Annotated in this window: 20 protein-coding genes; 12 read left to right on the top strand and 8 right to left on the bottom strand. The window is 63.8% G+C overall.

The window, feature by feature from the left end; translation table 11 throughout:
* Window positions 1-135: 135 nt before the first annotated feature.
* From D9M09_RS27480 to D9M09_RS27465, 4 genes are all read left to right on the top strand, one after another.
* The gene (locus D9M09_RS27480; protein ID WP_346428564.1) at window positions 136-654 is read left to right on the top strand and encodes a disulfide bond formation protein B; all 519 of its coding nucleotides are present in this window, start codon (window positions 136-138) and stop codon (window positions 652-654) included.
* A gap of 10 nt (window positions 655-664) precedes the next feature.
* Window positions 665-1,495, top strand: a complete 831-nt coding sequence (prmC, locus tag D9M09_RS27475; RefSeq protein ID WP_121670826.1) for a peptide chain release factor N(5)-glutamine methyltransferase — start codon at window positions 665-667, stop codon at window positions 1,493-1,495.
* A 216-nt stretch (window positions 1,496-1,711) separates the two neighbouring features.
* Window positions 1,712-3,313 (top strand): glutamate--cysteine ligase, encoded by a 1,602-nt coding sequence (gshA, locus tag D9M09_RS27470; RefSeq protein ID WP_121670825.1) that lies wholly within the window; start codon window positions 1,712-1,714, stop codon window positions 3,311-3,313.
* 28 nt (window positions 3,314-3,341) lie between these two features.
* Window positions 3,342-4,385 (top strand): histone deacetylase family protein, encoded by a 1,044-nt coding sequence (locus D9M09_RS27465; protein ID WP_121670824.1) that lies wholly within the window; start codon window positions 3,342-3,344, stop codon window positions 4,383-4,385.
* Between the two features lie 43 nt (window positions 4,386-4,428).
* On the opposite strand, the gene D9M09_RS27460 is transcribed toward D9M09_RS27465, so the two are convergent.
* Together D9M09_RS27460 and D9M09_RS27455 are read right to left on the bottom strand one after the other, a co-directional pair.
* Complete coding sequence (locus D9M09_RS27460; protein ID WP_121670823.1) at window positions 4,429-5,211, bottom strand: LytR/AlgR family response regulator transcription factor; 783 nt, start codon at window positions 5,209-5,211, stop codon at window positions 4,429-4,431.
* Window positions 5,198-6,463, bottom strand: a complete 1,266-nt coding sequence (locus D9M09_RS27455; protein ID WP_070218991.1) for a histidine kinase — start codon at window positions 6,461-6,463, stop codon at window positions 5,198-5,200. The genes D9M09_RS27460 and D9M09_RS27455 overlap by 14 nt, the downstream gene beginning before the upstream one ends.
* 399 nt (window positions 6,464-6,862) lie before the next feature.
* Here D9M09_RS27455 and D9M09_RS27450 point away from each other — a divergent pair, with 399 nt between their 5' ends.
* Entirely contained in the window at window positions 6,863-7,288 is a 426-nt protein-coding gene (locus tag D9M09_RS27450; protein WP_070289401.1) for an organic hydroperoxide resistance protein, read from the top strand.
* A gap of 58 nt (window positions 7,289-7,346) precedes the next feature.
* Here the strand turns inward: D9M09_RS27450 and D9M09_RS27445 are convergent, their stop codons facing one another.
* A complete protein-coding gene (locus D9M09_RS27445) occupies window positions 7,347-8,180 on the bottom strand; it encodes a type 1 glutamine amidotransferase domain-containing protein (protein WP_121670822.1) in 834 nt (277 codons plus the stop codon).
* A gap of 107 nt (window positions 8,181-8,287) precedes the next feature.
* On the opposite strand from D9M09_RS27445, the gene D9M09_RS27440 reads away from it, so the two are divergent.
* The 3 genes from D9M09_RS27440 to D9M09_RS27430 are packed head-to-tail and all read left to right on the top strand — an operon-like array spanning window position 8,288 to window position 10,372.
* Entirely contained in the window at window positions 8,288-9,196 is a 909-nt protein-coding gene (locus tag D9M09_RS27440; protein WP_121670821.1) for a LysR family transcriptional regulator, read from the top strand.
* A gap of 40 nt (window positions 9,197-9,236) precedes the next feature.
* Window positions 9,237-9,704, top strand: a complete 468-nt coding sequence (locus tag D9M09_RS27435; protein ID WP_070289398.1) for a GNAT family N-acetyltransferase — start codon at window positions 9,237-9,239, stop codon at window positions 9,702-9,704.
* Window positions 9,701-10,372, top strand: a complete 672-nt coding sequence (locus D9M09_RS27430; RefSeq protein ID WP_070289397.1) for a diphthine--ammonia ligase — start codon at window positions 9,701-9,703, stop codon at window positions 10,370-10,372. The genes D9M09_RS27435 and D9M09_RS27430 overlap by 4 nt, the downstream gene beginning before the upstream one ends.
* 64 nt (window positions 10,373-10,436) lie before the next feature.
* Here D9M09_RS27430 and D9M09_RS27425 read toward each other — a convergent pair whose 3' ends face one another.
* Both D9M09_RS27425 and D9M09_RS27420 read right to left on the bottom strand, forming a co-directional pair.
* A complete protein-coding gene (locus D9M09_RS27425) occupies window positions 10,437-10,898 on the bottom strand; it encodes an FKBP-type peptidyl-prolyl cis-trans isomerase (RefSeq protein WP_070289396.1) in 462 nt (153 codons plus the stop codon).
* Between the two features lie 168 nt (window positions 10,899-11,066).
* On the bottom strand, window positions 11,067-12,944 hold the full coding sequence (locus tag D9M09_RS27420) for a potassium transporter Kup (protein ID WP_070313096.1): 1,878 nt from the start codon (window positions 12,942-12,944) through the stop codon (window positions 11,067-11,069).
* A 237-nt stretch (window positions 12,945-13,181) separates the two neighbouring features.
* Between D9M09_RS27420 and rarD the strand changes: the two genes are divergently transcribed.
* Both rarD and ettA read left to right on the top strand, forming a co-directional pair.
* Window positions 13,182-14,066 carry an EamA family transporter RarD gene (rarD, locus tag D9M09_RS27415; RefSeq protein WP_070218983.1) on the top strand — a complete coding sequence of 295 codons (885 nt, stop codon included), beginning with the start codon at window positions 13,182-13,184 and terminating at the stop codon, window positions 14,064-14,066.
* Window positions 14,067-14,153: 87 nt separating this feature from the next.
* Window positions 14,154-15,821 (top strand): energy-dependent translational throttle protein EttA, encoded by a 1,668-nt coding sequence (gene ettA, locus D9M09_RS27410; RefSeq protein ID WP_034752850.1) that lies wholly within the window; start codon window positions 14,154-14,156, stop codon window positions 15,819-15,821.
* A 72-nt stretch (window positions 15,822-15,893) separates the two neighbouring features.
* On the opposite strand, the gene D9M09_RS27405 is transcribed toward ettA, so the two are convergent.
* On the bottom strand, window positions 15,894-16,475 hold the full coding sequence (locus D9M09_RS27405) for a porin family protein (RefSeq protein ID WP_070218982.1): 582 nt from the start codon (window positions 16,473-16,475) through the stop codon (window positions 15,894-15,896).
* A 225-nt stretch (window positions 16,476-16,700) separates the two neighbouring features.
* On the opposite strand from D9M09_RS27405, the gene D9M09_RS27400 reads away from it, so the two are divergent.
* Entirely contained in the window at window positions 16,701-17,282 is a 582-nt protein-coding gene (locus tag D9M09_RS27400) for a molybdopterin-dependent oxidoreductase (RefSeq protein ID WP_070218981.1), read from the top strand.
* A 15-nt stretch (window positions 17,283-17,297) separates the two neighbouring features.
* Here D9M09_RS27400 and D9M09_RS27395 read toward each other — a convergent pair whose 3' ends face one another.
* Complete coding sequence (locus tag D9M09_RS27395; protein ID WP_070218980.1) at window positions 17,298-17,660, bottom strand: hypothetical protein; 363 nt, start codon at window positions 17,658-17,660, stop codon at window positions 17,298-17,300.
* A 225-nt stretch (window positions 17,661-17,885) separates the two neighbouring features.
* Between D9M09_RS27395 and D9M09_RS27390 the strand changes: the two genes are divergently transcribed.
* Window positions 17,886-19,382: a sensor domain-containing diguanylate cyclase gene (locus D9M09_RS27390; protein ID WP_240453495.1), complete on the top strand. Its 1,497-nt coding sequence runs from the start codon at window positions 17,886-17,888 to the stop codon at window positions 19,380-19,382.
* Here D9M09_RS27390 and D9M09_RS27385 read toward each other — a convergent pair.
* Window positions 19,379-20,206, bottom strand: a complete 828-nt coding sequence (locus tag D9M09_RS27385; RefSeq protein WP_070289392.1) for a Rossmann-like and DUF2520 domain-containing protein — start codon at window positions 20,204-20,206, stop codon at window positions 19,379-19,381. The two genes, D9M09_RS27390 and D9M09_RS27385, sit on opposite strands and share 4 nt — an antisense overlap.
* Window positions 20,207-20,213: the final 7 nt, after the last annotated feature.

Here is a 20,213-nt window from a genome sequence, read left to right as displayed (position 1 = left end):
GTTGTGTCGGCTTACGCTGCGCTAAGCCGACCTACGCCGCCCTACGCCAACCTACGCCGCAATTTGTAGGTCGGCTTGGCGCGCAGCGCGTAAGCCGACAGCTTTAAGTAGCGGCTAAGCAATAAAAATCGGCCCTTGTGCGAAAATGACCAGCTCGATTCCATCCACCTCACCGTGTCGCCCATGAAAAATTCACGCACCGTCCTCCTGTTGACCGCCGCCCTGTGTTTCCTGATGCTGGGCGTGGCCATGTATTTGCAGCATGCCATGAACATGGCGCCGTGCCCGCTGTGCGTGATCCAGCGCTACCTGTTCCTCGCCATCGGCATCGCCTGCCTGGCGGGCGCCGCCGCCAACCGCCCGAAAATCGGCGCCGGCATCGGCTTGCTGGCGGCCCTGGGCGGCATGGGCGTGGGCGCCAAGCATTTGTACGTGCTGGCCAATCCCGGCTTCTCGTGCGGCATCGATCCGGTGGAAACGGCGCTGAACAAGGTCTTCACGGCCGAACTCATGCCCTTCATGTTCGAATCGTATGGCGCTTGCGAAAACGCCGGCGAGCCGTTTTTCGGCCTGTCGATTCCGCAATGGGCATTCATCTGGTTCGCCATCTTCGCCATCACCATGTTGTGGACATTGCTGCGCCGCAAACAATAACCATTCATTTATGCCAGAAACACTGATCCCTGCCGGCAGCACTGTCGGCGCCCTGCAAATCCGTCCGCTGCTCGATCCGCTCGACAACCGCATCCTGCTCGGTCACGCGCTGGGCCTGTCGCGCGTCAGCTTGATCACGCAATCGGAGCGTGTGCTCACTCCCGATGAGGCCGAACGTTTATCGGGCTTGCTGGCGCGCCGTCTGCAAGGCGAACCGATCGCCTACATCGTCGGTCAGCGCGAATTTTTCGGCTTGCCGTTCGAAGTGAACGACGCCGTGCTGATCCCCCGCCCCGATACGGAAGTGCTGGTGGAACTGGCGCTCGAGCGCCTGCCGCCCGGCGGACGGGTGCTCGACATGGGCACGGGCAGCGGCGCCATCGCCGTCGCGCTGGCGCATACGCGGCCCGACGCCGTCGTCACGGCCCTGGACGTGAGCAGCACGGCGCTGGCCGTGGCGCGCCGCAACGCCAGCGCCAACGGCGTCAACATCACCTTCATGGCCAGCGATTGGTTCGAAGCGCTGGGCACGGAAAAGTTCGACCTGATCGTCTCCAATCCCCCGTACATCGCCAGCGGCGACCGCCACCTGGCCGAAGGCGATCTGCGCTTCGAGCCGGCGGGCGCGCTGACCGACCATGCCGATGGCCTGTCGGCCCTGCGCACCATCGTTGCCGGCGCCGCGCGCCACCTGGCGTCCGGCGCCTGGCTGCTGATGGAACACGGCTATGACCAGGCTGACCAGGTGCGCGAGCTGCTGGCCGCTGCCGGCTACAGCAAGGTGCAAAGCTGGCGCGACCTGGCCGGCATTGAACGGGTCAGCGGCGCCCGCCTGGGCTGACCGTTGCCACCTGCGCAAAGCTTGACCCGGCGGCGCGCCAGATCCCCCCGCAGTTTGTTAAAATATCAAGCGAATTCCTGACCGAAGCGCCGTCCCCGTTCCCCGGGGCGGACGCTGGCGACGCGGCGTTTTTTGGGCCGGCGCCGACGCATTTGCCAAAATTCGGTTAATCTCAGCACAAATTATTTATATGCTGCACAAGAAAGGAAGCTCAAATTGCCCAACCTGTTGACTCGCCGCCTGGCATTGCTGACCGAAGATGCCAACCGCGCGCTGCTGGGCGGCTTGCGCGGCATCGAGCGCGAAACCCTGCGCGTCGACCAAGCCGGCCATCTGGCTTCCACGCCCCACCCCGCCGCCCTGGGCTCGGCGCTGACGCACCCTGAAATCACCACCGACTACGCCGAAGCGCTGCTCGAATTCATCACCCCGGCCGAAGCCGACATCGCCGTCACGCTCGACAAGCTCGATACCGTGCACCGCCACGCCTACAGCCGCCTCGGCGACGAGTTGCTGTGGAGTCAGTCGATGCCCTGCCAGCTGCCGCCCGAAGCGGACATCGAGATCGCCAACTACGGCAGCTCGAACATGGGCATGCTCAAGCACGTCTACCGGCGCGGCCTGGCATTGCGCTACGGCAAGGCCATGCAATGCATCGCCGGCATCCATTACAACTATTCGCTCGACGAGCAGCTGTGGCAAGTGCTGGCCAGCCATCCGGACACCAGCGCCAGCCCCACGCACGCAGCCGCGACGCCAAAAGACGTGCAGTCGGAAAGCTACCTGGCGACGATCCGCAATTTCCGCCGCTACAGCTGGCTGTTGATGTACCTGTTCGGCGCCTCGCCGGCCCTGTCCGCCGGCTTCCTGCGCGGCCGCGCGCACAAGCTCGACACCTTGTCCGACGATACCCTGTTCCTGCCGTACGCGACCAGCCTGCGCATGAGCGACCTCGGCTACCAGAACGACGCCCAGTCCGGCCTGCGCCCGCACGAAAACAGCCTCGATGATTACGTCAACGCGCTCACGCACGCCGTCAACGACCCGTATCCGCCGTACGAAACGCTGGGCACGAAGCAGGATGGCGAGTGGATCCAATTGTCCACCAACGTGCTGCAGATCGAAAACGAATACTATTCGACCATCCGCCCGAAACGCGTGATCCGCACGGGCGAACGCCCCATCCAGGCCCTGTGCCTGCGCGGCGTGCAATACATCGAAGTGCGCTGCATGGATGTCGACCCGTTCGAACCAGTGGGCATCAGCCTGGAAACGGGCCGCTTCCTCGACGCGTTTTTGCTGTTCTGCGCGCTCGACGACAGCGCGCCGATTTCTGCCGAGCAAAGTGCTTGCTACACGAACAATTTCGCCCGCACCGTCAAGGAAGGCCGCAAGCCGGGCCTGAGCCTGCGCCGCGATGGCGAAGACATCACCCTGCAAGCCTGGGGCGAGGAATTGCTGGCCCGTATCGCGCCCGTGGCGGCCCTGCTCGATGCGCGCCAGGGCGGCACGCAGCACGCGGACAGCCTGGCCGCGCAAGCCCGTAAGCTGGCCGACCCGGACACGACGCCATCGGCCAAGGTACTGGCCGAACTGCGCGCCAACGGCGGCTCATTCGCCGCCTTCGGCCTGCAGCAAAGCGAACGCCATGCGGCGTTTTTCCGCGCCCATCCGCCCACCCCCGAGCAAAGCGCATATTTCGACGCGATGGCCGCCAGCTCGCTGGCCGAGCAGCGCGCCATGGAAGCGGCGCCCGCCGGCAGCTTCGACGACTTCGTCGCCGCCTACCGGGCCAGCACCCTGTGTTCGCACACCTGACCTTGCCTGACTTTTTGCCTGGCGCCCGATGCTGACCTTCTACAATGAATTGCACGGCCAGCACCGGGGCCGCTTCGAGATGTTTCGCGGCACCATGGTGCCCTGCTTCGAGACGCCGGAGCGGGCCGACATGGTGGTGGCCGAGCTGGGGCGGCGCAACCTGGGCCGCATCGTCACGCCGCACGGCGTGCCGCTGACCTCCTTGGAGCGCATCCACACGCCCCGCTACCTGCATTTCCTGCGCCATGCCTGGCACGACTGGCTGGCGCTCGACCCCGACAACGGGGGCAAGGATGCCTTGCCGTCCGTGTGGCCCGTGCGCACCCTGCGCAGCGACATCGAACCGGACGACTTCACGGCCAAGCTGGGCCTGTATTCGATGGACAACGGCACGCCGCTGACGGCCGGCACCTGGACGGCGGCCAAGACGGGCGCCGACTGCGCCGTCAATGCGGCGCACGCATTGCGCCTGGGCGAACGGGCCACGTTTGCCCTGACGCGCCCGCCGGGCCACCACGCGGGCAGCGATTTCTTTGGCGGCTACTGTTTTCTGAACAACGCAGCCCTGGCCGCCCAGCACCTGCTCGACGATGGCGCACGCAAGGTCGCCATCCTCGACATCGATTACCACCACGGCAACGGCACGCAGAGCATTTTTTACGGACGCGACGACGTGCTGTTCGCCTCGCTCCACGCCGACCCGCGCAGCGAATATCCGTTTTACCTCGGTCACGCCGACGAAACGGGCAGCGGCGCGGGGCTCGGCTACAACGTCAATCTGCCGCTACCGGCCGGCACGTCCACGGCCAGCTGGTTCGCCGCGCTGGAAACGGCTTGCCTGCGCATCAATATGTATGCGCCCGACGCGCTGGTGGTGTCGCTCGGTGTCGACACCTTCGTGGGCGACCCGCTGTCGCATTTCTCGCTGCAAAGCGGCGACTACCTGCGCGTGGGCGAACGCCTCGCGCATCTGAACCTGCCCACCGCCTTCATCCTCGAAGGCGGCTACGCGGTCAAGGAAATCGGCATCAATGTGGTGAACGTGCTGGAAGGTTTTGAGACGGCGGAGTAGGCCGGTGGTGATGTCGGCTTACGCCCTCGCGGGCTAAGCCGACCTACATATTCCGGAACAAACTCATGAACGGCTGGCTCACGGCCAGGGTTTCCGGCCGCGTCTTCAGGCGCAGGGCGCCCCGTCCCACCTCGTCGCGCGTCACCGACGCCACCATCTTCATGTTGACGATGGTGGAACGGTGGATCTGTTTGAAAATGGCCGGGTCGAGCACGTCGAGCAGTTCGCGGATCGGCTTGCGCAGCAGCGCCTCGCCGTCGGCCGTCATGACGGCCGTGTACTTGGTGTCGGATTGAAAATAGGCGATGTCTTCCACCATGATCAGACGCGTATCCTTGCCGCTGCTGGCCGTCAGCCACACCAGCGGCGGCGACTTGGCCGCCGCCGGCAAGGCGCTGCTCAATTGCTGCAGCAGGCCGGCCAGCGCGCCGTCGCCCGCCCGGGCCTTGCCGGTCCGCGCCCGCACGCGCTGCAGGGTCGCCTGCAGGCGCTCGCGGGCGACCGGTTTCAACAAATAATCGACGGCGCCCTTGTCGAAGGCGTCGATCGCGTACTGGTCGTAGGCCGTGACAAACACCACCTGCGTGGCGGGACTCGCTTCGAGCGCGCCGCCCGCCACTTCCAGCCCCGTCAGGCCCGGCATGCGGATATCGAGGAAAGCGACGTCGGGCTTGCGCGTGGCGATGGCCTCGAGCGCCGTGCCGCCGTCGTCGCAGGCGGCGACGATGCGCAGTGCCGGCCACTCTTCGGCCAGCAGGGCCACGAGCGCATCGCGCAGCAGGGTTTCATCTTCGGCGACGACGCAAGTCATTTCAGGCGGATGCATACGACACTCCTTGCGCCGTGCTGTCCGGCACCGTGATGGTGGCCGTCACGCCGTCGGGGAAGTTGGCGACGATGGCAAACGCGGCGGCATTGCCGTAGGTCAGGCGCAGGCGCTCGCGCACATTGCGCAGGCCAATGCCCGTGCCGGCGCCGTCGTCGCTGAAACCCTTGCCGTCGTCGGCCACCGTGACGATCACCGTGCCATTGCCGCTGCGCGCCATGATCCAGATGGTACCGCCGCCGCTTTTCGGCTCCAGGCCATGCTTGATGGCGTTTTCCACCAGGGTTTGCAGCATCATCGGCGGCAGCTCCACCTGGCGCAGGTATTGCGGTACCTCGATCTGCAGGTTCAGACGCTCGCCCATGCGGATTTTCAGGATGTCGAGGTAGGCGCGCGCCCGTTCCAGCTCCGTGCCCAGGGTCGACATGGCTTGCTCCGTGCGCGGCAGCGAGTGGCGCAGGTACAGGATCAGGTTGCCCAGCATCGCGTCGGCGCGCACGGGGTCGCTGCGCGTGAGGAGCTGCGCGCTGGCCAGCGTGTTGTACAGGAAGTGCGGCTCGACCTGCGCATGCAGCAGGCTCAGTTTGGCCACCGTCAGTTCCTTTTCCGTCACCGTCTGGCGCGCCTCGGCCTGCTCGCCGCGGCGGCGCTGCGCCACCCGGCGCGTGATGGCCCGCGTCACCGCCTCCGCGTTTTCCAGGTTGCTGCCATGGTCGACGAGGAACCAGTCGGTCCACGCATTGCGCGCCGGCTCGCAGATCAGGGTCACGCTGCCCGCCTCGCCATTCGGCGTGACGGTGGCGAGGATCTGATTCGGCCGCGGCTCGAGGAAACCCAGCACGCGCATGCGGGGCAAGCCCGTATGCGTGTACGGCGCCGCGCGGCGCACGCGCGCCTGCACCTGCAGGCTGTCGCGCGCGCTTTCCACCACTTCGCTGCCCGGCAGTTCGCGGATGGCCGCATCGACCATGTCGAACGCCTCGCCCGCCTCGAACGGAATCTCGATCTGGCGCCGCTGGCGGCTCGACAGGGTGGCGGCATTGACGGCGCCGGCGATCAGGCGCACGCGGCGCACGTGCGAAAACGCATTCGTGACGACGGTGCAGGCCAGCAAGGCGCCGATGATGACAAAGAAGCCTTCCGTATTCCCAAAGAGATAGCGCAGAAAGTTCTCGACCAGGATCGCCGTGGCGATGATGTACGTGAGCATCGCGGCCAGGGTGAGGCGCAGGATAAAGAAAAGGCTGGTCATGATTTTTCCTTGGGTATTGAAGTGAGGCCAGCATAATCATCGGCCCCGGCAGCGGTGGCCATTATGCGATGGAAGCCCGGTAGTGGCGACAAAGGCATCAAAATAAAGGTTCAAGACACCTGACCAAACCTGCTGCGCGTCGGTACAGGTGGCCTGCGATGCTCACCGTACTCAAAGTACGGTTCCGCGTCTCGACCACCTCTCCCTTCCGCTCGCAACGGTTTTGTCAGGTGTCGTGACTTCATGAATAAAATCGCTTGCAATTAAATAGTGCACGATATATATTGCACACATGGACGCCGGATTTACTTCTTCAGACGGGCATCCTGGGGCCACGGCCCGCGAAACAAGTAGCACACTATTTAGTAGTCACCTATTTATCTACCTAAAGGAACCATCATGTCGATCAAACAAGTCCTGTACCGCGCGCAAGCCACCGCCACCGGAGGCCGCGAAGGCCGTGCCGTCTCGTCCGACAATGTGCTCGACGTCAAGCTGACGACGCCAAAAGAACTGGGCGGCAATGGCGCCGTGGGCACCAATCCGGAACAACTGTTCGCCGCCGGCTACTCGGCCTGCTTCATCGGCGCCATGAAATTCGTCGGCGGCCGCGACAAGATCGCCGTGCCGGCGGACCTGTCGATCGAAGGCAACGTCGGCATCGGCGCCATCGAGACGGGCTTCGGCATCGAAGTGGAACTGAAAATCTCGCTGCCGGGCATGGACCGCGCCGCCGCCGAAGCGCTGGTCGCCGCCGCCCACATCGTGTGCCCCTACTCGAACGCCACGCGCGGCAACATCGACGTCACGCTGACGATCGTGTAATCCACGCTGCACGCACTGTAACTCCCCGGCCGCGCCTTGGCGCCGCCGGGGCTTTTTTTTAGCGCAGCGCCTGCAGCAGCTTGTCTGCCAGGGCCGGCGCCGAGGCGGGATTCTGTCCCGTGATCAACTCGCGGTCGACCACCACATTGCTGGTCCACGGCGCCTGGTTCTGCACATATTGCGCGCCGGCCGCCTGCAAGCCCGACTGCGGATAGAACTTCATCAATCCGCCCTTCAGCGCACCCTGCGCCGCCAGCTCTTCCTCATTGCTGATCACCGTCATGCGGTAGCCCTTGTAGATCCAGTCAGCCGGCGTGGGCGGCGTCCGGCCCGCTTCCAGCGCGGCCGTAAACTGCGCCGCCTGCGGCAGGGCCGACAACAGGGCGATGGGGCCATGGCACAGCAGCGCCGTCGGCTTGCCGTCCGCGTGGAACTGGCGCAGCAAGGCGCCCAGGCTGGCGTCCTTCAATAAGTCCTGCATGGGCGCGTGGCCGCCCGGCACCAGCACGGCCGCATAGTGGCCATAGCCGATCTGCTCCACCCGTTTCAGGCTGATCACGGGCGAGCGGCCCGGCACCGTCAGCGCCAGCTGCTCGAGCAAGGCCTTGTGCGCCGCATGGACCACCACGTCGCCGCCAAAATACGCGTCCGTATCGGAGCCGGCGTCCAGGGCCGGCGCCTGGCCCTGCGGCGTGGCGAACGTCACCGTGTGGCCCGCGTCGAGCAGCTTTTTCACGGGCTGCATCAGTTCATTCAGATAAAAGCCCGTTTGGAAGACCTTACCGTCGCGCAAGTCGAGATGATTCGCATCCGACAGCACGACGAGGACGTCGGCCGCCTGGGCGGTGGAAAAGGCGGCGAGCAACAGGCTGCTGATCAGTAATTTTTTCATGGTATGGCCTTTCTGTAGAGAGGACACCAGCATATTCCGAATCAAAATACGGAAAAATGATGAATAATGCACAGTACTGATGCGGAATACGACTGAATGGAGCCGGGATGGATAAATTGCAGGCGATGCAGCTGTTTCGCCGCGTGGCCGAGCTGGGCAGCTTTCGCCGCGCGGCCGATGAACTGGACTTGTCGGCCTCGTACGTGAGCCGGCGCATCGGCCAGCTGGAGCAGGAACTGGGCGGGCGCCTGATGACGCGCACCACGCGCCAGCTGGCCCTGACGGAAACGGGCGCCGCCTATCTCGAGCACTGCCGCAAGCTGCTCGACGAGCTGGCGCAGGCGGAGGACATGGTGGCCCATTCCACGGCGCACGTGACGGGCCGCCTGCGCATCAACGCGCCGCTGACATTGGGCGTGGGCGAGCTGGCCGAGGGCCTGGCCGATTTCATGGCCGACTGGCCCGCGCTGCGCCTCGATGTCGACCTGAAGGATGAATATGTCGACCTGGCGGCCGCCAATTACGACCTGGGCTTTCGCGTCACCACCGCGCTCACCGATTCGAGCTATGTGGCGCGCCACATCCACGACTACCGCCTGCACATCTGCTGCGCGCCCGCCTACCTGGAACGCCACGGCCCCTTGGCCGAACCCACGGACCTGACGCGCCAGCGCTGCTTCATCTACAGCCACGCCCTGTTCGGCAGCCGCTGGCCACTGCGCCATGCGGGGCCGCACAGCGATATCGAAGTGCCGAACTGGGTGCGCACCAACAACACGCTGTTCATGCGCAGCCTGATCCTGCGCGGCCTGGGCATCGGCATCCTGCCCACCTTTGTCTGCCGCGAGGAACTGGCCAGCGGCGCCCTGGTCGAGCTGTTTCCGGAAATCGAGCGCCCCAGCCTGGCGCTGTTCGCCATCTACCCGTCGCGCCAGCTGGTGGCGCCCCGCGTGACGCGCTGCATCGAGCACCTGAAGCAGTGGTATGCGCAGCGCTATCCCACGCCGGGGGCGTGAAGCCGGTAAAATCACGGCCACTCTCAATCAAGGATGAACCATGATCAGCTGGCAATGGAACACGTTCGACGAACTCGGCCCCCACGATTTGTACCAGGTGCTGGCCTTGCGCCAGCGCGTGTTCGTCATCGAACAGCAGTGCATTTATCCGGACCTGGACGGCCATGACCAGCAGGCGATGCACTTGCTGGGCTGGCAAACGGCCGATGGCCAGCGCCGGCTGGCCGCCTACCTGCGCGTGCTGGCGCCGGGCGCCAAGTATGTGGAAATGTCGCTGGGCCGCGTGCTGACGGCGCCCGAGGCGCGCAGCAGCGGCGCCGGCAAGCAGTTGTTGCTTGAGGGCATCGCGCGGGCCGAGCGCCAGCATCCGGGCCACGCCATCCGCATCGGCGCACAGCACTATCTGGAACGCTTTTATCAATCGTTCGGCTTTGTCACCGTCAGCGCGCCGTATGACGAAGACGGCATCCAGCACGTCGACATGCTGCGCGCGGAGCCAGCGGCATGACGACGGCCTTGATTTCCTGGAGCGGCGGCAAGGATTCCTGCCTAGCCCTGTGGCGCGCCCGCAACGCCGGCATGGACGTGCCGCTGTTGATCACGGCCATGGATGAAGATGGCCGCAAGTCGCGCTCGCACGGCGTGCCGCCCGAGTTGCTCGAAGCGCAGGCGGCCAGCCTGGGCGCGCGCCTGCAGCGCTATCACGCCAGCTGGGCCAGCTATGAAGAACAGTTCGTCGCCACGCTGCGCGCGGCCAAGGCCGAGGGCATCGAGCACGCCATCTTCGGCGACATCGACCTGCAGCCGCACCGCGACTGGGAAGAAAAAGTCTGCGCGGTCGCCGGCCTGACGGCGCACCTGCCGCTGTGGGGCGAAGCGCGGCGCGCGCTGGTCGACGAATTTCTCGCCGCCGGCTTCAAGGCTATCGTCGTGTGCATCAATGGCCAGCATCTGCCACGCGAATTTTGCGGGCGCGAGTTCGACGCCGCCTTCCTGGCCGACCTGCCGCCCGGCGTCGATGCCTGCGGCGAAAACGGCGAATTCCACACCTTCGTCTACGACGGCCCCGCCTTCAGCGCCCCCGTGGCGCTGCGCCGCACGCAAGTGCTGCAATATGACGCGCCGGCCAAGCTGGGCGGCGCCACGTATTACTTCCAGGAGCTGGCGCCCGCTTAAACCGGGCCGCAAAGCAAAAAGGGCGATTCCACGGAATCGCCCTTTTCATGTGCGCTGCGCGTGCTTATTTTTTCGTCACGCTCACCAGCTTGATCTCGAACAGCAAGCCGGCGTAGCCAGGAATCTTCGGCGGGCTGCCGGCCTTGCCATAACCGAGGTCATACGGAATGGCCAGGGTGCGCGTGCCGCCGACCTGCATGCCGACCAGGCCGCGGTCCCAGCCCAGGATGACCCGGCCGACACCCAGAGGGAAAGTAAAACCGCTGCCTGCCGGGCTCGCATCGAACTGCACGCCCTTGTTGCCCGGCTTGCTTGCGTCATACAGCCAGCCCGTGTAAGTCACCAGCAAGGTGTCGCCCGCTGCCGCCGCCGTGCCGGTGCCGGTCACCGTATCGGTAATGGTCAGTTCTTTCACTTGCGTATTCGGATCGAGCACGACCGGTTTCTCGGTGTTGGCAGCGGCACCGCAAGCGGTCAGGGCCACGGCGCAAGCGAGGGTGGCGATCATTTGAAATACCGATTTCATGGTTTCCCTTTAAATATTGGTGTGTGGCTCAGCCCGTACGGTGCGGACCAGTGCGAGCAGCAGTTTAACAGGAGTCGCGCAGCCAATTTGTAAGCAGACGTAAGCACGGCGGAAGATTGCGCAACAATACAACATTGTCACAACAACCATTCCGCCGCACTGTCGCGTCTAGATTTCCACCTGCGTGCCCAGTTCGATTACCCGGTTGCTCGGGATCTGATAGTAGTCGGCCGCCGTGCGCGCATTGCGCGACATGGTGACGAACAGGTGCTCGCGCCACGGCATCATGCCGGCGCCCGGCGTCGAGATGATAGTCTGGCGCGCGATAAAGAACGACGTTTCCATCATCTCGAAGTCCAGTCCCTGCTGCGCGCACTGCGCCAGCGCAGCCGGAATGTCCGGTTCATCCTTGAAGCCGTAATGCACGTTGACCTGGTAGCACTGGTGGCCCAGCTCCACCACGCGCACGCGCTCCGATGGCGCCACCCACGGCTCTTCATGCATGAAGACGGTGAGGAAAATCACGCGCTCGTGCAGAACCTTGTTATGCAGCAAGTTATGCAGCAGCGCATGCGGCACGCCATCCGTTTCGCCACGCAGGAAGATGGCCGTGCCGGGGACGCGCAGCGGCGGCGCGATGAACAGCGACGAAAGGAAATCGTTGAGCGGAATCGCATGCTTTTCCAGGTTCTGGAACACCAGCTGGCGGCCCCGTTTCCAGGTCAGCATGACGATGAACAAGATCGAACCCAGCAGCAGCGGGAACCAGCCGCCGTGGAACAGTTTCAAGGCGGTCGCCGACACCAGGTTGATGTCGATGATCAGGAAAAAGCCCGTGGCGGCCCAGCACAGGGCCAGGTTCATCTTCCAGCGGTAACGGATGACGAAGAAGGTCAGGATGGTGGTCGACAGCATCGTGGCCGTGACCGCAATGCCGTAGGCGGCGGCCAGGTTTTCCGAGGAGCCGAAGCCGATGACGGCCAGCAGCACCACGGCCAGCTGCAGCCAGTTCACGGCGGGGATGTAGATCTGCCCGATTTCGCTTTCCGACGTGTGGCGCACGCGCATGCGCGGCAGGAAACCCAGCGCGATCGCTTGCTTGGTCATCGAGAAGGTGCCGGAAATGGTGGCCTGCGAGGCGATCACGGTAGCCATGGTCGACAAAATCACCAGCGGATACACGCTCCACGCGCCCAGCTGCTGGTAAAACGGATTCGAGACGGCTTCGGGATGGGCCAGCAGCAAGCCACCCTGGCCCAGGTAGTTCAGCGCCAGCGCGGGGAAGGCGATCAGGAACCAGGCCAGGCGGATCGGTTTCTTGCCGAAGTGGCCCATGTCGGCGTACAGCGCCTCGGCACCCGTCAGCGCCAGCACCACGGCGCCCAGGGCGACGAAGGCAACGAAGCCGTTATTCATCAGGAAGGTCGCCGCGTGCAGGGGATTGAGTGCGGCCAGGACGGCGGGCGACTTGATGATGTTGACCACGCCCATGCCCGCCAGCGCGGCAAACCACAGCACCATGACGGGGGCAAAATAGCGGCCGATGCCGGCCGTGCCGTGCGACTGCACGGAATACAGGCCCACCAGCACGGCGATGGTCAGCGGCACCACGTAGGGACTGAAGGCGGGCGTGGCCACTTCCAGGCCTTCGATCGCCGACAGCACGGAAATGGCCGGCGTGATCACGCTGTCGCCATAGAACAGGGTGGCGCCAAAGACGCCGATCACCATCAGCGGAAAATGCCAGCGCGACAGGCGGCTGACGGACGACAGCACCAGCGCCATCAGGGCCATGATGCCGCCCTCGCCGCGGTTGTCGGCGCGCAGCACCAGGGTCACGTACTTGAGCGAGACGATCAGCGTCAGGCCCCAGAAAATCAGCGAAACGATGCCCAGCAAATTCTCGGGCGAGAGCGCCAGGCCGTGGGCCGGGTCGAAGACCGTCTTCAGGGTGTACAGCGGGCTGGTGCCGATATCGCCGTAAACGATCCCGACGGCCGCCAGCGTCAAGCCGGCCAGGCCGCTTTTTTTATGTTCCGACGTCAAGATTGCACCCGTTTTTGTTTTGTTGCATCGCACAATATGATAGGTATTAGCAAATAGCAAGAGTATTTTTGCATGGTTACGGGCTGCCCCAAAGTCGTGGTTTTGTGCCGCTCCGCCTTGCTGCGCGGGCTTGCGGCCATTGATTTGTTGCCATTCTACGCTTCGCCAGCGGCGCCGGGCAGCCCCCGATGTTTTCAGCCATAATGACAGACTGTCTACTCTCCAGCGAAGCCCATCATGAATCCAGGCATGTTGTACGCCTCCCTCGCCTTCCTGTGCTGGGGCCTGTTTCCCCTGTATTTCCACGCCATCGGCGAGATTGCACCACAGGAAATCCTGGCGCACCGCATGGTCTGGTCGCTGTTGTTTCTAGGCATCGTGCTGACCGTGCGCCGCCAATGGAGCTGGCTGGGCGCCCTGAAAGGCCAGCCGCAGGTGGTGGCCAGCTTCGTCGCCAGCGCGTTTTTGCTGTCCGCCAACTGGTTCATCTATATCTGGGCCGTCAACAACGGCCACGTGGTCGACGCCAGCCTCGGCTACTTCATTACGCCCCTGATCAATGTCATGCTGGGCTTTTTGCTGCTGCACGAACGCCTGCGCCGCCTGCAGTGGCTGGCCATCGGCCTGGCCGCCTGCGGCGTGGCCTGGCTCACTTGGCAGGCGGGGCAAGTACCATGGATCGCCCTGCTGCTGGCCGCCACGTTCGGCGGCTATGGCTTGCTGCGCAAGACGGCCGCGCTGGGCGCGCTGGAAGGCTTGTCGTTCGAAACCCTGATTTTATTTCCCCTGGCGCTGGCCTACATGCTGTGGCTGGCCTGGCATGGCCAGAGCGGCTTCGTCAATACGGATTCCACCGCCACGCGCGCGCTGCTGCTGGCGTCCGGCCCCATCACGGCCATTCCCCTGCTGCTGTTCGCCGCCGGCGCGCGCCGCCTGCCGCTGGCCGTGCTGGGGCTATTGCAATACATCGCCCCCACGGGCCAGCTCCTGATCGGCGTATGGGTCTTCCACGAATCGTTCACGCCCGAACGCATGCTGGGCTTCCTCGTCATCTGGACGGCGCTGGGCCTGTATGCGGCCGAAGGCCTGTGGAGTAGCCGCCGCGCGCGCCTGGCCGCCTGATCGGTCCGTTCCGGCAGCGCGCAGCGCTGGCCGGAAGCGGGCGTTTACCGTATCCTGTCCGTCTTTGTATATCACCCGAGATTTCTAATGGCAAATTACGTCTACACCATGAATCGCGTGGGCAAAATCGTCCCGCCCAAGCGCCAGATTCTGAAAGATATTTCCCTCTCCTTCTTCCCAGGCGCGAAGATCGGCGTGCTGGGCCTGAACGGCTCCGGCAAATCGACCCTGCTGAAAATCATGGCAGGCATCGACACCGACATCCAGGGCGAAGCCGTGCCGATGCCGGGCCTGAACATCGGCTACCTGCCGCAGGAACCGCAGCTGGACCCGGCAAAAACCGTGCGCCAGGAAGTCGAGTCGGGCCTGGGCGAAGTGTTTGAAGCGCAAGCCAAGCTGGAAGCCGTGTACGCCGCATATGCCGAGGAAGACGCCGATTTCGACGCCCTGGCCACGGAACAGGCACGCCTGGAAGCGATCATCTCGACCTCCGACGGCGGCAATCTGAATCTGCAGCTGGAAATGGCCGCCGACGCGCTGCGCCTGCCGCCGTGGGACGCCACCATCGGCGTGCTGTCCGGCGGTGAAAAGCGCCGCGTGGCGCTGTGCAAGCTGCTGCTGTCGAAACCGGACATGCTGCTGCTCGACGAGCCGACCAACCATCTGGATGCGGAATCGGTCGACTGGCTGGAACAATTCCTGCTGCGCTTCCCCGGCACCGTGGTAGCCATCACCCATGACCGCTACTTCCTCGACAACGCGGCCGAGTGGATCCTGGAGCTGGACCGCGGCCACGGCATTCCATGGAAGGGCAACTACTCGACCTGGCTGGACCAGAAGCAAGCCCGCCTGAAGCAGGAAGAAGCGACGGAATCGGCGCGCCAGAAAGCGCTGCAGAAGGAATTGGAATGGTCGCGCCAGAACCCGAAAGCGCGTCAGGCCAAGTCGAAAGCCCGCCTGGCCCGCTTCAACGAGCTGTCCGAGCACGAATACCAGAAGCGCAACGAAACGCAGGAGATCTTCATTCCCGTGGCAGAGCGCCTGGGCAATGAAGTCATCGAGTTCAAGAACGTGTCGAAAGCGTTCGGCGACCGCTTGCTGATCGATAACCTGAGCTTTACCGTCCCGCCAGGCGCCATCGTCGGCATCATCGGCCCCAACGGCGCCGGTAAGTCGACCCTGTTCAAGATGATCACCGGCAAGGAAACGCCGGACAGCGGCGAAGTGGCCATCGGCCAGACGGCGCGCGTGTCCATCGTCGACCAGAACCGCGATAGTCTCGCTGACAACAAATCCGTGTTCGAAGACGTCTCCGGCGGCGCCGACATGCTGACGGTCGGCCGCTTCGAAATGCCGTCGCGCGCCTACCTGGGCCGCTTCAACTTCAAGGGCTCGGACCAGCAAAAGCAAGTGGGCAACCTGTCCGGCGGTGAACGCGGCCGTCTGCACCTGGCGAAAACCCTGCTGATGGGCGGCAACGTCCTGCTGCTCGATGAACCGTCGAACGATCTGGACGTGGAAACCTTGCGCGCGCTGGAAGACGCCCTGCTGGAATTTGCCGGCAGCGTCATGGTCATTTCCCATGATCGCTGGTTCCTCGACCGTATCGCCACGCACATCCTGGCGTTCGAAGGCAATTCACAGGTCACCTTCTTTGACGGCAACTATCAGGAATATGAAGCCGACAAGAAGAAGCGCCTGGGTGAAGAAGGCGCGAAACCGAAGCGTATCCGCTACAAGCCTTTGACCACGTAATTTAGGTCCGGCAATGCAAAAAGGCAGTTACCTCGCGGTAACTGCCTTTTTTTTCAGCAAACTTCCAGTAAATTAGAAGTTGTAGCGTGCGCCCAGTGCCAAACCGGTGGCCTTGCGGCCCTGGTCGGCGCTCTTGCCGAAGTGTTCCACTTCCGCCGTCAGCGAGACTTTCTCGTTGATCGCGTACTGGGCACCGACGGAAGCGTACACGCCCGTCTTGTCGTTGCCGCTGATGCCGGTCGACAGGCCCGTGCCGCTCAAGCTGTTCTTGACCTTGGCCACGCCGAGCTTGCCGAACACGCCGACTTTATCGCTCACGGGCATGGTGGCCTTGCCGGCCAGGTAGTAGCCGTGCGAATCGCTTTTCACGGAACCGTTGCCGGCGCCGGTGACATAGCTGTAATCCTTGCTGCCGAAATCGGCGTAGCCGCCCTCGACCGCCCAGGTTTTATCGAAATCGTAACCGGCGAAGATCTTGGCGCCGGCCTTGTAGCCGCTGTGATTATCGGCGCTGGTGGCGCCAGGAATATCGAAGTTGTAGCGGTTGCCCGTGACACCGGCGCCCACATAGGCGCCTTCGGCGTGCGCGGCGCTCATGCCGGTCAGTGCAGTAACGGAAGCGATCATTGCAAACAGGATTTTCTTCTTCATCATGTTCTCTCTCTTAATTAGTGAATGGTGCCTGGATTCGCAGTTCAGCGAAGTGCGATGAGTACACAATAACAGCCGAAAAAAGCTACGTCTTTCTCCATTGCGTAAGAACTGTGACAAGATGTAAGCGGAGATTGCAAACTGACAATAACCGTAAAATGCGCACCGTTGAACGAACTTAAGCTAGACTTAAGAACATTAGCGATTTCCAGTCCGAAGGAGCAGTGCATGCACAAACGCCAGTTTCTCGCCGCCGCCATGGCGGCGGCCACCCTGCCGGCCATCGGCCGGGCGGCGCCCGCCGGCCTGCGGGGCCCTGCCCTGCTGACCGTCACGGGCAGCGTCGACAAGCCGAATCGGGGCCCGTTCGACGCCGTGCGCGACCAGATGATGCACAAGCAGAAAATCAGTTTTGAGCGGGCGCGGGCATTCGACTTTGCGGCGCTGACGAACTTGCCGGCACACACGATTCGCCCCACCCTGGAATACGACGGCAAGGCGCATGCGCTGCGCGGTCCGCTGCTGGTCGATGTCTTGAAGGCGGCGGGCGCCCCCGAGGAAGGCGAGGTCCGCCTGCTGCTGCGCGCCGTGGATGGCTATGCGGCGGCGCTGACCATGGCGCAGGCGCGCGCACAGCGTTTTATTGTCGCCACCCACCTCGATGGGCAGCCGATGGCGCTGGGCGGCCTGGGGCCGCTATGGGCGATCCACGACGCGGACCGCATCGCGGCCGTGGCGGCCCTGCCCCTGGCCGAGCGCTTCGCCAGCTGCCCGTGGGCGCTGTATCACATCGGCGTGGAGGCGGGTTGAAGCGGTTGAGATAAATTACGCGTAGGCTTCGGCCATCGACATGACACGTGGCGCGATGGTAATGCCGTGCTCTTCGAACAGGGCAGTGATGGCCGCCAGGTTGTGCGTGCACTCCTCGGTTTTCCAGCCCTTGAAGATATCCGTGCCATCCTTCTGGAAATGCAGGTCCAGCACCTTGCCCGAATCCTTGTGCAGGTAGGGCGAACTATAGGTGTTCTCGAAACCGAGCGCCTTCAATTGCTCCAGCAAGGCCAGCGGCGGATGGTCGGGATCGGTGGCAAGAAAAATGCCGAAGGTCTTGCCTGGCGGCTTGGCGGCGATGTCGACCTCGTAGATGCCGGGGGCCTTGCTAACGGACGTACTCTTTAAAAATAACATGCAACACTCCCTGCGCGGAATGTCCCGCGCCTGAAACGGGCGGCAAGACAGGGGGCGATGCGCAATGATTCCCCTCATCAAATCTTATTGCTAATTTGCATCTTTGTCGACAAATCGGCACTTTTATTTGGTAAGTCGTGGTTATCTTGTCGCGTTCGCCAGCATAAATTGTCAATAAAACCAGTTATCATTGCGCCAATATCCGCCCTGCTGCATACTTTTAGCTTGCCTCACCATGGCCTTCCCGCCTGCCACTACCTCGTCTCCATGCGTCTTCTGTCGATCAAATACCGCCTGCTCATCCTCCTGACCCTGATCCTGGGGGCGGGCTTCATGGCCACCAGCCTGGCCAGCTACCTGGCTTCGCGCCAGGCCATCGAGCACGGCATCGCAGACCAGACCCTGCCGCTGACGGGCGACAATATTTACTCGGAAATCCAGAAGGACATGCTGCGCCCCGTCTTCATCTCCTCGCTGATGGCGCACGACACCTTCGTGCGCGACTGGATACTGGCCGGCGAAAACAAGCCGGAACAGATCGTGCGCTACCTGGCCGAAGTCAAGAAAAAGTACGGCGCCATCACCAGCTTTCTCGTCTCGGACAAGAGCAGCAAATATTATTACGCGGAAGGCACCTTGAAATCCGTCAGTCCGCAGGCGACGCGCGACATCTGGTACTACCGCGTGCGCGCCATGGACAAGACCGACTATGAAACGAATGTCGACGTGGACATGGCCAACCGCGACAGCATGACCATCTTCATCAACCACCGCGTGGTCGACTACGATGGCCAGTTCATCGGCGCCACCGGCATCGGCCTGACCCTGGCCACCATGAGCCACATCATCGACCGCTACCAGGCGCGCTTCCACCGCAACATCTATTTTGTCGATGCCGCCGGCTCCCTGGTGCTGGCAGGCAAGAGCGTGCGCAACGGGCACGGCAACATCCGCAGCCTGCCCGGCGTGAACGCCATTGCCGAGCAGATCATCAACCACCGCAGCGAGCCGACGCATCTGTCGTACCAGCTGGGCCGCGCGCAAATCCTCGTCAACTCGCGTTTCATTCCCGAACTGGGCTGGTACCTGGTGGTCGAGCAAAACGTCAGCGACGAAGTCCAGTCGCTGCAGCGCGTGTTCATCTTCAACCTGGCCATCAGCTTTGGCGTCACCCTGCTGGTACTGCTGCTGACCCTGCTGACGGTGAACCGCTACCAGCGCCGCATCGAGCGCATCGCCTCGACGGATGCGCTGACCGGGCTATTGAACCGCCAATCGCTGGAATTGCTGTTCCAGCGCGCGATGTTATTGTCCAAACGCAATGAGCAGCCGATGTCGGCCATCCTCTTCGACATCGATTTCTTCAAGCGCGTCAACGATACCCACGGCCACCTGTGGGGCGACAAGGTCATCCGTGGCGTGGCGGACGTGGCGCGCGCCACCGTGCGCGAAAGCGATGTCATCACGCGCTGGGGCGGCGAGGAATACCTGGTGCTGCTGAATGACTGCAGCCTGGCCAAAGCGGCGGAAGTGGCGGAAAGCCTGCGCGCCGCCATCGAACGCCACGATTTCGGCCTGCCCGAACCGCGCGTCCCCGTGACGATCAGCCTGGGCGTGACCGAGTACCGGCCGGAGGAAAGCGAATCGGCCTTCTTTTCACGCGCCGACAGCGCCTTGTACCAGGCCAAGGAGCAGGGCCGCAACCGCCTGCGCGCCGCTTAAAGCGCGGACTTGCGCCGGGCCAGATCCTGCGTGGGCGCCACCAGCGCCCGGTACAACTCGCCCGTGGCCGCATCCCAGCTTTGCACGGCCAGCTGCTGGCGTTGCACGGTGGCCGAATCGCCGCGCGCGATGGGGCCGGACAGCGCGGGCGCGGCGCCCAGGCGAAACACGTTCGCCACCGCTTCCGTCACCAGCGGCTGCGCCAGTTCGCGCGCCACCGGTTCGGGAATGCCGGCCGCCTGGTAGGCGCGCAAGGCCGCGTCGAGCACCGTCACCAGGTAATTGCTGGCGAAGACGGCAGCGGCGTGATACAGGGTCTTGGCGGCCGGATCGATGGGCACGGGGCGCGCGCCAATGGCGATCAAGGCCGGCGTGAGGAAAACCAGCGCCAGCGGGTCGCCTTCGACGCCGCAAAACGTGCCGTCGAAGGTGGCGGCCACCTGCTGCGGGTCGGCAAAGCTGCGGATCGGGTGGGCGCTGGCGACAAAGGCACCGGCCTGCGTGGCCGCCAGCAGCACGTTCGAGGCCAGCGCACCGCTGCAGTGAAACACGATGGCGCCCGCCTGGCGTCCCTCGGCCACCAGCGCCGCGCAGGCCGGGCCGATCTGGTCGTCCGACACGGCCAGCATGGTGACGTCGGCGTGGCGCAAGGCCGCATAACTGTCGACGGGGGTGCCGGCGCCGATGAAGTCCACGGCCGTCTGCGCCGACGCCATCGAGCGCGTCAGCACGTCCTGCACCGCAATCCCGTCCACGCCGGCGAACAGACGGCCCAGCACCTTGCCCACGTGGCCGGCGCCGATGATATTCAATGTCACGTTCATGATGATT

It is taken from the genome of Janthinobacterium agaricidamnosum (genome assembly GCF_003667705.1).
Taxonomy (GTDB): domain Bacteria; phylum Pseudomonadota; class Gammaproteobacteria; order Burkholderiales; family Burkholderiaceae_D; genus Janthinobacterium.
This window is presented reverse-complemented; position numbering and strand designations above follow the sequence as displayed.